This window comes from Mycobacterium sp. TKK-01-0059, from assembly GCF_000709305.1.
GTDB classification, from domain to species: domain Bacteria; phylum Actinomycetota; class Actinomycetes; order Mycobacteriales; family Mycobacteriaceae; genus Mycobacterium; species Mycobacterium intracellulare.
The window spans coordinates 749445-763103 of sequence record NZ_KL446993.1 but is presented as its reverse complement, the minus strand read 5'-3'; the positions used below and the strand labels follow the sequence as shown (position 1 = coordinate 763103).

10 protein-coding genes are annotated in these 13659 nt (G+C 71.1%); 4 read left to right on the top strand and 6 right to left on the bottom strand.

The window, feature by feature from the left end:
* Nucleotides 1–12 precede the first annotated feature (12 nt).
* Nucleotides 13–1020: a magnesium transporter CorA family protein gene (locus K883_RS03850; protein ID WP_020823430.1), complete on the top strand. Its 1008-nt coding sequence runs from the start codon at nt 13–15 to the stop codon at nt 1018–1020.
* A 308-nt stretch (nt 1021–1328) separates the two neighbouring features.
* Here the strand turns inward: K883_RS03850 and K883_RS03845 are convergent, their stop codons facing one another.
* Nucleotides 1329–1688, bottom strand: a complete 360-nt coding sequence (locus K883_RS03845) for a DUF732 domain-containing protein (RefSeq protein WP_020823428.1) — start codon at nt 1686–1688, stop codon at nt 1329–1331.
* 191 nt (nt 1689–1879) lie between these two features.
* On the opposite strand from K883_RS03845, the gene K883_RS03840 reads away from it, so the two are divergent.
* Nucleotides 1880–2797 (top strand): extracellular catalytic domain type 1 short-chain-length polyhydroxyalkanoate depolymerase, encoded by a 918-nt coding sequence (locus tag K883_RS03840; RefSeq protein WP_036453756.1) that lies wholly within the window; start codon nt 1880–1882, stop codon nt 2795–2797.
* Nucleotides 2798–2849: 52 nt separating this feature from the next.
* Here K883_RS03840 and nei2 read toward each other — a convergent pair whose 3' ends face one another.
* From nei2 to K883_RS03815, 5 genes are read right to left on the bottom strand one after another with little or no spacing between them, the layout of a single operon-like run.
* Nucleotides 2850–3605, bottom strand: a complete 756-nt coding sequence (gene nei2 / locus K883_RS03835; RefSeq protein ID WP_020823426.1) for an endonuclease VIII Nei2 — start codon at nt 3603–3605, stop codon at nt 2850–2852.
* 1 nt (nt 3606) lies between these two features.
* Complete coding sequence (locus K883_RS03830) at nt 3607–8220, bottom strand: ATP-dependent helicase (RefSeq protein WP_036453754.1); 4614 nt, start codon at nt 8218–8220, stop codon at nt 3607–3609.
* A 36-nt stretch (nt 8221–8256) separates the two neighbouring features.
* Complete coding sequence (locus K883_RS03825) at nt 8257–8916, bottom strand: TetR/AcrR family transcriptional regulator (RefSeq protein ID WP_036453750.1); 660 nt, start codon at nt 8914–8916, stop codon at nt 8257–8259.
* 55 nt (nt 8917–8971) lie between these two features.
* Nucleotides 8972–10492 carry an L-piperidine-6-carboxylate dehydrogenase gene (locus tag K883_RS03820; protein WP_020823423.1) on the bottom strand — a complete coding sequence of 507 codons (1521 nt, stop codon included), beginning with the start codon at nt 10490–10492 and terminating at the stop codon, nt 8972–8974.
* The gene (locus K883_RS03815) at nt 10489–11724 is read right to left on the bottom strand and encodes a 2-oxoadipate dioxygenase/decarboxylase (protein WP_008259941.1); all 1236 of its coding nucleotides are present in this window, start codon (nt 11722–11724) and stop codon (nt 10489–10491) included. The genes K883_RS03820 and K883_RS03815 overlap by 4 nt, the downstream gene beginning before the upstream one ends.
* 30 nt (nt 11725–11754) lie before the next feature.
* On the opposite strand from K883_RS03815, the gene K883_RS03810 reads away from it, so the two are divergent.
* On the top strand, nt 11755–12207 hold the full coding sequence (locus K883_RS03810; RefSeq protein ID WP_008259938.1) for an Lrp/AsnC family transcriptional regulator: 453 nt from the start codon (nt 11755–11757) through the stop codon (nt 12205–12207).
* Between the two features lie 63 nt (nt 12208–12270).
* Entirely contained in the window at nt 12271–13623 is a 1353-nt protein-coding gene (gene lat, locus K883_RS03805; protein WP_008259936.1) for an L-lysine 6-transaminase, read from the top strand.
* Nucleotides 13624–13659 lie beyond the last annotated feature (36 nt).

Below are 13659 nucleotides of genomic sequence, written 5' to 3'. Positions count from 1 at the left end.
GAAGATCGCCTGGTGCAGACCGCTCCGCAGATCCAGGGCCGCGTGTGGCGCGGCGGCAAGGCGCAGGACGACTTCGAGTTCGGCAAGATATCGGACTACCTCGCCGAGCCCGACACCCTGGTGTGGGCCGACCTGTGCAATCCCGACCACGACACCCTGGGCGGCCTGGCCGGCGAGCTCGGCCTGAACCGCTGGGCGGTGGAAGACGCCGTGGCGGCGGCCGAACGGGTCAAAGCCACCGGCTACGAGACCCACACCTTCTTCACCGTGTACGCCGCCGAGATCGCCGGCGCCGCAACGAACGTCGTCGACGCCCCCGGTCGCACGCTGTCGATGCGTCGCATCTCGGCGTTCGTGCTGCCGCAGGGGTTGATCACCGTGCGCCTGACGCCCGACCTCGACATGGCGCTGGTGACCCGGCGGTGGGAGGAGATCGGCGGCCAGGCGTACGGCGTCGGCGCCCTGGTGCACGGCCTGCTCGACGTCGTGGTCGACAGCCATTTCGCCGCCGTCGAGGCCCTCGACGACGGCATCGAGGCCATCGAGGATGAGTTGTTCGACGGCACGTCGCGCAAGGGCGACTTTGCGCGCCGCACCTTCGGGTTGCGCCGGGACCTGGTGAACCTGCGGCGGGTGGCGTTACCGATGCGCGAGGTGGTCAATTCGATTCAGCACCACCGCATTTCGGACGGCGCCGACCGCCAGCTCGATCCGCTGTACGCCGACCTCTACGACCACGTGCTGCGGGTGTCCGAATGGACGGAGTCGCTGCGCGACATGGTCACCACGATTTTCGAGACCAATCTGTCGCTGCAGGACGCCCGGCTGAACACCGTCATGAAGAAGTTGACGGGATGGGCGGCCATCATCGCCGTGCCGACGGCGATCACCGGGTTCTACGGGCAGAACGTCCCCTACCCGGGCTTCGGTACGGCGGCCGGATTCGCCGCCAGCACCAGCGTGATAGCCGTCCTGATGGTGGTGCTGTACGTGATGTTCAAACGTCGCGACTGGCTCTAGACCCCGCTCACTGTGCGACGGGGGGTGCGGCCGAAAGGCCGTGCTGGATGCCCTGACTGATTTTGTCCCGCTGGGCGGAGCTGCCCGGTGGATCCAATTCCTTGCAGGCGCAGCTGAGATGACTGAAGGGATTAGGGTCGGTGCTGGCCGATGCTGCGGTCCAGCCGGAAGCGCCAAGAACGATGGCAACACCCGCAACACCGACCAAAAGTTTCGGAATCATTTTGGCCTTGTGGTCGTCACATCAGTTTCGGATGTTCCAACTTTAGCCGCGAATTGGTCACCAGTCTGTCAACCGGCTGTAAATTTCAGGACCCGGATGCCGCCGCCGCGTACTTGGGGCAGTACGCCTTGATGCTGACGCCGACGAAGTAACCGGCGTGATAGCTGTCCAGCGAACTGCTGGACAGTACGTTGTTGGCGACCTGTTCCGGCGTTTGGCCCGAATCGAGTTCGTGGCACACGGTATGACCGGAGTTGACCACCGCCTCGGGCGACTCGAAATTAATCCCCTTGGCGTTCAGCGCGGCGAGGAACGCGTCATCGGCGGAGGTGGCATGCGTGGTCGCCGGTGCCGTCATGGCGCTGAGTAGGCCGGCGACCGGCACGGCGCCGATAGCCAGGAGCGACCGCGCCCGGCCGGGCTTGCGGATCTGGGTGCTCGTCATTTGTGATACTCCCGTGGAACAGAAGAGCCGTAGCTTGCTGAGGGCGGGGCCAGTTCGAATGCTCGCACGCCGCGGCGTTACCCGATGGAGGATCGCCGATAATGCGGTCCGTGCCACATCAATGTTTGCTCTGTCTTCGGCGGCGCGTAACCGTTCGTGGTCCGTCGCTGCGCCGTCGGCGACCTGACAACATGCCGTACGCGCGATGGCTGTGGCTCGCTGTGGTGGCGATATGCGTGGTCGGCTGCGGCGTGCGGCACGTGTCGGCGGCGAGCGCTCGAGACGTTTCCGGTACGTTCCGATCCGGCGGCATGGACCGAACCTACATGTTGCACGTGCCGGCGGGCGACCCCATCGGCCTGGTGCTCAGTTTGCACGGGGGCGGCGGAACCGGGATCGCGCAGCGCGCGCTGACGGGGTTCAACTCCGTTGCTGACGCCCACGACCTGTTGGTCGTCTACCCCGACGGGTACGACAAGAGCTGGGCCGACGGGCGCGGCGCGTCACCCGCGGATCGCCGCCACATCGACGACGTGGCCTTCCTCGTCGGGCTGGTGGGCAAGCTGCGAAACGACTTCAACATCGCGCCCGGACACGTTTTCGTCACGGGGATGTCCAATGGCGGCTTCATGTCCAACCGGCTGGCCTGCGACCGGGCCGACGTCTTCGCCGCCGCGGCGCCGGTGGCCGGCACCCTGGGCGTGGGTGTGGCCTGCAACCCGTCGCGGCCGGTGTCGGTGTGGGAGGCGCACGGGACCGCCGACCCGCTGGTGCCGTTCAAGGGTGGCGCGGTCCGCGGCCGTGGCGGGCTCAGCCATTCCATCTCGGCGGATGCCATGGTGGCCAAGTGGCGCGCGGCGGACGGGTGCGCCGGCGAACCGTCGATGGAGCTGCTGCCCGACGTCCGCGACGGCACGGTCGTCCGCCGGTTTGTCTCCGCGGCGTGTGCGGCGTCCACCGAGGTGGTGTTCTACAAGATCGACAAGGGCGGGCACACCTGGCCGGGCGGCAAGCAATATCTGCCCGCGGCCGTCATCGGGCCCACCACGCACGCGCTCGACGGGTCGGAGGCCATCGCCCAGTTTTTCCTCGCGCACGCACGGGACTAGCGGCGATCGCAAGCGCGGCGAAGCCGGGCGCAGCGGGTCGCCGCCATCAGGATTAGCGCTGACACGACGGGCACCAGTAGGCCACCCGCTCTTTCGTGTCGTCGACGTTGATGGGGGCGGCGCAGCGACGGCAGCGCTGCCCGGCGCGCCCGTATACCCAGAGCTGGCGCCCGCTGCGGGTGTCACCGGTGGTGCACCGATTCCATCGAAAGCGGTTGAGCCACAGCATTTCTCGTGCGCGGGAGACCAGCCGGAGCGGATCAGCGATGGCGCCCACCGGGGCGGTGGGCAGATGCCCGCTGACAAAACACAATTCGTTGCAATAGACGTTGCCGATCCCGGCCAGCACCCGCTGATCCAAGAGCGCCTCGGCGATCGGCCGCTGCGGGTCGGCCATCAGGTTGGCGGCGGCACGCGCGGCGTCCCAATCCTCGCCCAGCAGATCGGGTCCCAGGTGCGCGACGGCCTCGCCGTCGCGGTCGCGGTCCAGGATCTCCAGCACGCCCAGGTCGACGCCGACGGCCCGGACGGTGCCGGCCTCCAAGACGATGCGCGCCCGGTGGTCGACCCGCACCGGGCGCTCGCCGACCCGCCAGCTGCCCTCCATCTTCAGATGCGAGTGAATGCTGGCCCGTCCCACCCGGATGAACAGGTGCTTGCCGCGGCTGACGACCTCGTCGACCACCTCGCCGGTGAGGTCGACGGTGGCGAACTGCGGCACCCGAACGTCGCATCGGGTCAGCGTCGCGCCGACCAGGTGCTCGCGCAGCACGGCGGCGGTGTGCCAGACGGTGTCACCTTCGGGCATCTCAGCGCAGCCGCAGTCCGCGTGGCGTCGTGTGGAATCCGGCCTCGGTGAGCGCGCCCAGCGGGCCGGACGCCTCCGCGCGGGGGGCCAGGGCCGGCACCCCGTCGATGCGCTCCACCAGCATCCCCGCCACGCGGCGGGACGCGACCAGGTCGGCCAGGGCCGCCGCCGCGGCGTGGTGGGCCCCAGGATCGTCGGTGAAGGTCAGCAGCGAGCGCCCACCGCGCTCCAGGAACCAGGCGAGCTCGCCGTCGACCAGCACGACGAGCGCGCCGGCCTTGCGGCCGGGGCGCGCGCCCTCGCCGCCGGAGGTGGGCCACGGCAGCGCCGCGCCGTACGGGTTGGCCGGGTCCGCGGCGGCCAGCACCACCGCCCGGTACTGCGGCCGTTCCGGATCGACCCCCTCGCTGAAGTTGCGCAGCCGATCGACGGTCGACGCGACGGCGAACTGCGCCCCGCCCAGCGACTCGATGAAGTAGCCGCGCTGGCAGCGGCCCGCGTCCTCGAAGGCGCTCAGCACCTTGTACAGGGTGGCGAACCCGCCGGGGACGCCCTCGGTGGCCACCGCGCCCCGGGTCAGCACGCCGTGGCGGCCCAGCAACAGCTCGGCCTGGTAGTGGGCGCGCAGCGTGGAATCCGGCTCGGGGGCCGCCAGGATGGACCAGCGGCCGGCGACGGTGGGGTCGGCGGGCCGGGACTGCGCGTGCGCGACGCTGTACCGGCTCAGCCGGGGCGGGCGTTGCGAGCGGTGCGCGGGCGCCGAGCGCTTGCGGGCGCCGGCGCCGCCGAGGACGGCGCGCACCGGGGCGAACGTGTCGCCGGTGATCCAGCCGGCCCAGATCAGTTCCCACAGCGCGGTTTTGAGCGCGGCGTCGGGCACTCCGCTGTGCGCGAGTTGGCGGAAGAAGTAGGCGCCGCCCCCGGCGAGCGTGTCCAGGATGGCGCGGTGGGCGTCGCCGAGCTCGATGTCGGCGGGCCCGCCCAGTGTCAGCGGCGCGGATTCGCCGGCGTGCAGCGCGATCCAGCCGTCGCTACCCGAGATCGACCCGGCGCCCGACCAGGTGACCTCGCCGGTGGCCAGCAATTCGTCGAGCATCGCGGGGGAGTAGTCGCGGATCCGGGGGGCCAGCACCAGCGGCTCGATCGCCGATGCGGGGATCCGCACGCCGGCCAGCTGATCGATCACCGACATCAGCCCGTCCAGCCCGGAATGGCCAGGGGCGCGCGGGGATTCGGCCGCGCCCACGTGATGCCAGGCGGGCAGGAAGCGCCCGTAGGCGGCGGTGCTGACCGGCTCGACCTGGGCCCGCAGCGCCGCCAGCGATCGCCGCCGCAGGATGCGCAGCACGTCGGCGTCGCACCACTGCTCGGCCCCGGCGACACCGCCGGACGGCCCCGGGGTCTCGGCGACGAAGTCGCCGCGCACCAGCCTCCCGTCGGCGGCCAGCCGGCCCAGGACATCGGAGGTCACCCGCAGCCCCAGGCCGAATCGGGCCGCGACTTCGGCCGTGGTGAACGGGGTGTGGGTGCGCGCGTAGCGGCCCAGCAATTCGCCCAGGGGGTCGGCGACCTCCTCGGTGAAGGCGGTCGGCACGCCCAGCGGAACCGGGATGCCGATGCCGTCGCGCAGCCGCCCGATGTCCTCGATGGCCACCCACCAGCTGCGGCCGGCGAACGACACCGTCAGCGCGCGCCGCGCCGCGCGCAGGCCCTCCAGCCAGCCCCCCACCTGTTTGCCGTCGGCGACGGCACTGCGGGCGGCCACCTCCTCCTCGGTCAGCGGGCCCAACAGCCGCAGCAGATCGGCGACGCCCTCGGCGTCGCGCGCGGCCCGTTCCGCCGAGAGGTGCTGCAGCTGGCGGGCGGTGGCGGCGATGACCTCGGGGTCGAGCAGGTCGCGCAGTTCCACCCGGCCCAGCAGCTCGGCCAGCAGCGTGCTGTCCAGCGAGAGCGCGGCGGCGCGGCGCTCGGCCAGCGGGCTGTCGCCCTCGTACATGAACGCGCCGACGTAACCGAACAGCAGCGAGGCGGCGAACGGCGAGGGCCGCGCCGTTTCCACCTCGACAACCCGCACCCTGCGCTGGGCGATGCCGGTCATCAGCGCCACCAGGGCGGGGACGTCGTAGACGTCCTGCAGGCATTCGCGGATGGTCTCCAGCACGACGGGGAAGTCGGGGTACTTGCGGGCCACCTCGAGCAACTGGGCCGCGCGCTGGCGCTGCTGCCACAGGGGCGAGCGGCGGCCCGGGTGCCGGCGCGGCAACAACAGGGCGCGGGCCGCGCATTCGCGGAACCGCGATGCGAACAGCGCCGAGCCGCCCACCTCGTCGGTGACGATGGGGTCGATCTCGTCGGCGTCGAAGACGAAAAGGTCCGCGCCGGGCGGTTTTTCGATCCCCGTGTCCGACGCGAAATCGGACACGGTGTCGGGCAGGCGCACCACGACGCCGTCGTCGGAGGCGGTGGGCTTCTCGTCGATGCCGTAGCGTTCCCGCAGCCGCCGTCCCACCGCCAGCGCCAGCGGACCGTTCACCGGCAGCCCGTAGGGCGAGTGCAGGATCACCCGCCAGTCGCCGAGCTCGTCGCGGAACCGCTCGACCAGCAGGGTGGTGTCGGTGGGCACCACCCCGGCGGCGGTACGCTGCTCGTCGAGCAGGCGGGCCAGGTTGTCGGTGGCGTAGGCATCGAAACCCAGTCCGGCGCAGCGGGTTTCGAATTCCTCGCGGGTGAGGCCGGCCAGCTCACCGGTGAACGCGCCCAGCGCGGCACCCAGCTCGGCCGGGCGGCCGACCCCGTCGCCGCGCCAGAACGGCAACCGGGCCGGCTGGCCGGGCGCTGGGATCACCAGCACCCGGTCGTGGGTGATCTCGGTGATGCGCCAGCTGGTGGCGCCCAGCGAGATGACGTCGCCGGGGCGGGACTCGTAGACCATTTCCTCTTCGAGTTCGCCGACCCGCGAAGGCTTTTCGGCCTCGGAGGCCAGATACACGGTGAACAGCCCCCGGTCGGGGATGGCGCCGCCGGAGGTCACCGCCAGGCGTTGCGCGCCGGGGCGCGCGGTCAGCGTGCCGGCATCGCGGTCGTAGACCAACCGCGGACGCAGCTCGGCGAAATCGGTGGAGGGGTACTTGCCGCTCAACAAGTCCAGGGTGGCCTCGTACACGCTGCGCGGCAGCGTCGCGAACGGGGCGGCCCGCCGCACCGTGTCGAACCATTTGTCGGCGTCCAGCGGCTCGAGCGCGGCGGCCGCCACGGTCTGCTGCGCCAGGATGTCGAGCGGATTGGCCGGCACCCGCATCGTCTCGATCTGGCCGGCCAGCATGCGCTGCACGCTGACCGCGCAGCCGATCAGGTCGGTGCGGTGCTTGGGGAACAGCACCCCCTGGGAGACCTCGCCGACCTGGTGCCCGGCCCGGCCGATGCGTTGCAACCCGCTGGCCACCGACGGCGGCGCCTCCACCTGGATCACCAGATCGACGGCGCCCATGTCGATGCCGAGCTCCAGGCTGGAGGTCGCCACCACCGCCTTGAGCAGTCCGCGTTTGAGGTCCTCTTCGACCAGGGCGCGTTGTTCCTTGCTGACCGAACCGTGGTGGGCGCGCGCCAGTATCGCCTCGGCCCCATAGGTCTGGCCGGAGCCCATGATGTGCGCCGGCGCGCCGCCCGCCACCTTCGGGTTGGCCTCAGTGGAAAGCTCGACGCCGCTGCGCTCGGCGTGAATCTCGTTGAGGCGGGCGGTAAGTCGTTCGGCCAGCCGCCGCGAATTGGCGAACACGATCGTCGAGTTGTGCGCCTCGATCAGGTCGACCAGGCGGTTCTCCACGTCGGGCCAGATCGTGTTGTTCGCCAGGTTGGCCATGTCGGGCACCGGCACGGCCACGGTGAGCTCGACGGTCTTGGCCGACGCCGGCGCCACGATCGTGGTCGGCTGCCCCCCGGACAGGAACCGGGCGAGCTCCTCGGGTGGCCGCACCGTCGCCGACAGCCCGATCCGCTGGGCGGGTTGGTCCTCCCGCAGCGCGTCGAGGCGCTCCAGCGACACCGCCAGGTGTGCGCCGCGCTTGCCCGCGGCGATGGCGTGGATCTCGTCGACGATCACCGTCTGCACCCCGGCCAGGGTTTCGCGCGCGGCGGAGGTGAGCATCAAAAACAGCGACTCCGGTGTGGTGATGAGCACGTCGGGAGGCCGATTGATGAGCTGGCGGCGGGTGGCGGGCGGGGTGTCGCCGGAGCGCACGCCGACGCTGATGTCCGGCGGCGGCAGGCCCCGGCGTTCGGCGATGCGCGTGAGCCCGGCCAGCGGGGTGCGCAGGTTGCGCTCGACGTCGACGGCCAGCGCCTTGAGCGGGGACACGTAGAGCACCCGGGTGCCCGGCGGGCGGTCGGCCGCGCCGGCGAGGCTGTCCAGCGCCCACAGGAACGCCGCCAGCGTCTTGCCGGACCCGGTGGGCGCGATCACCAAAGTGTGGTGACCGTCGGCGATGGCGTCCCAGGCCTCGGCCTGCGCCGTGGTCGGTGCGTCGAAGGTGCCGGTGAACCACTCGCGGGTGACGGCGCTGAACCGGCCCAGCGGGTCGGCGGGGCCGGGCGGCCCGGAATCAGCGCGAGTGCTCACCCATCCATGGTGCCAACGGGGACCGACATGCCGCGCTTAGAGCCGCGAGGTGGACATCGCCTCGCCGAGCTGCTCCGGGATCTCGGGCACCCGCGCGATCGCGTCGAGCAGCGCGTGCGCGCAGGCGTCGGCGAGCTTGTCGGCGTCGGTGGTGGGGTCGATGATCCGTTGCCGGCAGATCTCGAAGGTCAGCGCCAACCAGCCGTGCAGGATCACCCGCAGGTGCCGCTCGACGTCGGGTTCCATGCTCGTGTTCAGCTCGGTGAGCAGCTGGTTGATCCGGGACATGATGTGTTCCATCTGGCGGTTCTTGGCGTCGTCCTCGACGCCCAGCAGCACCGGGTCGGACCGGCCCAGCCCGACGTACGCCGCCCAGGCGGCCTCCGGGTTCTGCTCGTGGTAGGCCATGTAGGCCAGCACGCCGACCCGGATCTCCTCGTACATGGTCAGACCGGTGACGTCGTCCATGTTGGTGTTCTCGTACAGGCGGTCGGCCTCGTCCTTGACCACCGCTGCGAAGAACGCTCGCTTGTCGGGGAAATAGTGGTACATCAGGGCCCGCGACACCCCGGCGCGTTCCGCGATCTCATCGATGCGGACCTCGTCGTAGGGTCGCTTCCCAAAAACCTCTGCCCCTAAAGCGAGCAGCTCAGCGCGCCGATCCTCGGGGGATAGACGCCTTCGGGCTGTCGGCATGTGTCAGATAGTACTCACACGACATGAGACGACGGCCACAATGGATTCACAGGCTTCATCCGAACTCCACGCCCTGGGCCAGCGGCAACTCGCCGGAATAATTGACGGTATTGGTACTTTGGCGCATGTAGGCCTTCCACGAGTCCGTGCCGGATTCCCGCCCGCCGCCGGTTTCCTTCTCGCCGCCGAACGCGCCGCCGATCTCGGCGCCGGAGGTGCCGATGTTGACATTGGCGATTCCGCAGTCGGATTCGGCCAGGAACCGTTCGGCCTCGCGCAGGTCCGTGGTGAAGATGGACGACGAAAGTCCCTGTGGCACGGCGTTGTTGAGGGCGATCGCGTCGTCCAGCCGGTCGTAGGTCAGCACGTAGAGGATGGGCGCGAAGGTCTCGGTCGCCACGATGGCTGTCTGAGCGGGCATGCGCACCACGGCGGGCGCGACGTAGTAGGCGCTCGGGTGCTCGCGACCCGGCGGGTGCCTGCGGTCGCCGTCGATGACCTCGCCGCCGTCGGCGCGCGCGGATTCCAGCGCCCCCACCATGTCGCGGTAGGCGGTCTCGTGGATCAGCGGCCCGACGAGCGTGCCCGGTGCGGACGGGTCGCCGACGGGCAGTCGCCGGAAGGCGGACACGACGCGGTCCACCACCTCGCCGGCCACCGATTCGTGGACGATGAGCCGGCGCAGGCTGGTGCAGCGCTGGCCGGCGGTGCCGGCGGCGGCGAACACCACGGCGCGCACCGCGAGGTCCAGGTCGGCCGACGGGGTCACGATGGCGGCGTTGTTGCCGCCCAGCTCCAGCAGCACCCGGCCGAACCGCGCGGCGACGCGGGGGCCCACCTCGCGGCCCATCCGCACCGAACCGGTCGCGGACACCAGCGCGACCCGGGGGTCGTCGACCAGCAGCCCGCCGAGGTCGCGGTCGCCGAGCACCAGGGAGCTCACCGCGGGCGGGGCGCCGACGTCGGCCGCGGCGCGGGCGATCAACGCCTGGGTGGCCAGCGCCGTCAACGGCGTCAGCTCCGAGGGCTTCCACACCACGGGGTCCCCGCACACCAGGGCCAGCGCGGCGTTCCAGGCCCACACGGCGACCGGGAAGTTGAACGCGGTGATCACCCCCACCACGCCGAGCGGGTGCCAGGTCTCCAGCAGCCGGTGCCCGGGACGTTCCGACGCGATGGTGCGCCCGTACAGCTGGCGCGACAGGCCGACGGCGAACTGGCAGACGTCGATCATCTCCTGCACCTCGCCGGCCGCCTCGGAGGTGATCTTGCCGACCTCGACGGTCACCAGGGTGGCCAGCTCGCGCTTGTGTTCGGTCAGCAACTCGCCCAGCCGCGCCACCAGCGCGCCGCGCACCGGCGCGGGCGTGGTTCGCCACACCGAAAACGCTTGGGCCGCTTCGGCGATCGCCCGCTCGGCGCGGTCGGGTGTGGTGGGGGCGACGGTGAAGAGCACCTCGCCGGTGATCGGCGTGCTGGCCGGCAGCCCATGGGCGTCCGGCTCGCCGAGGCTCGCGGTGACGCCGATCGCGTCGAATGCCCCCAGCACCCGGGCGCGTAACTGTTCGGTGGTCATGCGCAGGCCTCCTCGTAGAGTGCGTAGGGGTCGGCGATGTCGCGGCCGATCGCCCCGGCCAGCCACTGCGCGTCGTAGCCGGATTCGTCTGGCGCGTCGGCGGTTTCGGCGTCGCTGTCCAGGTTCGACCGGAAGATGCCCGCCGCCGACGCGGGCAGGAAGTCCTCGTAGACGATCGGCGCCGACGGGTCACCGCCGCGGTAGTAGCCCAGCCCCTCGGCGGCCATCTGCTCGTCGGTGGGCGGAAAGTGCTCCGCCCACACCGCGGCCGGGTCGGCGGCGCTCATCGCGGCGTCGTAGCGCGCGCGGCCCTTCGGGGTCAGCGCGACACCGCGGGCCTCCACCTCGCCGAAGCGCACCCGCAGCGCCCCCTCGGTGATCCGGCCGTCGGCGCCGCGGAACCGGCGGGGTTCGGCCAGGGCGCGAAAAGAGGTCTGGCGCAACAGGACCGTCGGCCCGTCGGTGCGCGGCGGACCCTGGATGGCGTCGATCATCGCGATGCCCCGCCCGGTCATCCGCCGGTACAGATCGTCGATGTCGAGGACGCGCGGCGTCAGGTGGTTGAGGTGGGTGGAGCCGACGCCGGCGATGTCGGCGGCCACCGCGGACACTCGCGACAACTCGTGGTACCAGGACTTGTCGATGGGCTCGGCCGACATGGCGAACGCCGCCACCGCCGCCGCGACGAACTCGTGCGCGCGGTCGCGGGCGCAGCCGCCGTCGGCGGCGATGGTGCGCGCGCCGGCGAGCAACGCGGGATCGAACAGCCGGCGGCGCGCCAGGAAGGCCTCGACGCGGCGGCGCAGGTCAGGGTCGAAGAAGCGCGCGTCTCCGGTGGCCAGCATCGAGGTGAACACCCGAAACGGGTTGAGCGACAGCTCGTTTGCATCGACCGGACGGAAGGCCGTCGACACCACCGGGACGGGGGAGGCCGCGCAGCGCAGGTCGTAATAGCCGACCGGCAGCATGCCGAACGCGGCGAACAGGTCGGCGACCGCGGCCAATTCGGCCGGGCTGCCGACACGGATGGCGCCGTGCCGCTCGGCGGTGACGCGCCGCAGCGAGCCGAACCGTTCGGCGTCGGGATGGCGCGCCACGACATCGGCGTTGACCTGCTCGCTCACCGCGACCAGGGTGCCGTAGGCGGGCACCTCGGCGGCGTACATCGCCGAGAGGCCCGCCGCGAACAACGCGCGAAGCTGCCACGCCGGCAGCCATTTCGCGCGGGTCACGGCGCGCCGTTCCTGCGATAGTCTCCGGCCATGAGTGAGACGCTCGACGATGTCGACCGGATCCTGGTGCGCGAGCTGGTCGCCGACGGGCGCGCGACGCTGGCGGAGCTGGCGGCCAGCGCCCGGCTGTCGGTGTCGGCGGTCCAGTCGAGGGTGCGCCGCCTCGAGGCCCGCGGCGTGATCGCCGGATACTCGGCGCGCGTCGACCCGGAGGCCGTCGGGCACCTGCTGTCGGCGTTCGTGGCCATCACTCCTCTGGATCCCTCTCAACCCGATGATGCGCCCGCCCGACTCGAGCACATCGAGGAAATCGAATCGTGTCACTCGGTGGCCGGCGAAGAAAGCTACGTCCTGCTGGTGCGCGTCGCGTCCGCCCGGGCGCTCGAGGACCTGCTGCAGCGGATCCGGACGGCCGCGAACGTCAAGACCCGCAGCACCATCATCCTGAATACTTTTTACGCTGATAGGCAGCATATTCCATAAATTATCCTGGCATGGCGCCATGATAGTGTAAAAAGCGGGCGTCATGCCCGTAGCATGGGCGTCATGACGGCCGCCCTGGAACGTTTCGACCGCGCCGGTCGCCGCCCGGACGCCGACCGGGATCCCGGCCGCGTCCATGAGGTGCTGGCGCGCAGCATGCTGATCGACGGCTTCGACTTCGTCCTGGATCTGGACCGCTCGCGCGGCTCCTACCTCTATGACGCCCGCGACGGCCGGCGCTACCTCGACATGTTCTCGTTCTTCGCCTCCTCGGCTTTGGGCATGAACCACCCGGCGCTGGCCGGCGACGACGCATTCCGGGCGGAGCTCGTCGCCGCCGCGCTGAACAAGCCCAGCAATTCCGACGTGTACTCGGTGGCGATGGCCCGTTTCGTCGAGACGTTCGCCCGGGTGCTGGGCGACCCGGCGCTGCCGCACCTGTTCTTCGTCGACGGCGGGGCGCTCGCGGTGGAGAACGCGCTCAAGGTGGCGTTCGACTGGAAGAGCCGGTTCAACGAGGCGCGCGGCCTCGACCCCGCGCTGGGCACCCGGGTGCTGCACCTGCGCGGCGCCTTCCACGGCCGCAGCGGCTACACGCTGTCGCTGACCAACACCAACCCGGTCACCGTGGATCGCTTCCCCACGTTCGACTGGCCGCGCATCGACGCCCCCTATATCCGGCCGGGGGCCGACGTGGCCGCGCTCGAGGCCGCGTCGCTGGCCCAGGCCCGCGCGGCCTTCGAGGCCCACCCGCACGACATCGCCTGCTTTGTGGCCGAACCGATCCAGGGCGAAGGCGGGGACCGCCACTTCCGGCCGGAGTTCTTCGCCGCCATGCGCGAGCTGTGCGACCGGCACGATGCGCTGCTGATCTTCGACGAGGTTCAGACCGGTTGCGGCCTGACCGGAACCGCTTGGGCCTACCGGCAATTCGGCGTGCAACCCGACGTGGTCGCATTCGGCAAGAAGACCCAGGTGTGCGGCATCATGGCGGGCCGCCGCGTCGACGAGGTCGCCGACAACGTGTTCGCGGTGCCGTCCCGGCTGAACTCCACGTGGGGCGGCAACCTGGCCGACATGGTGCGCGCCCGCCGCATCCTGGAGGTGATCGAGGCCGACGAACTCTTCGATCGCGCCGCCGCCCAGGGCGCCTACCTGCTGGGCTGCCTCGAGCAACTCGCCGCCGAGTTCCCCGGCGTCGTCCTCGAGCCCCGCGGCCGCGGGCTGATGTGCGCGTTCAGCCTGCCGAGCGCCGCCGACCGCGACGAGCTGATCCGCCGGCTGTGGCGGCGCGCGGTGATCGTGCTGCCCTCGGGCCGCGACGGCGTCCGGTTCCGCCCGGCGCTGACCGTCACGCGCGCCGAGATCGACGCCGCGATGCGGGCCATTCGCGGCGCCCTGACCGACCGGCCCTGACGGCCTGACCAGAGCCCCGGGCCGTTTGCCCCGGTT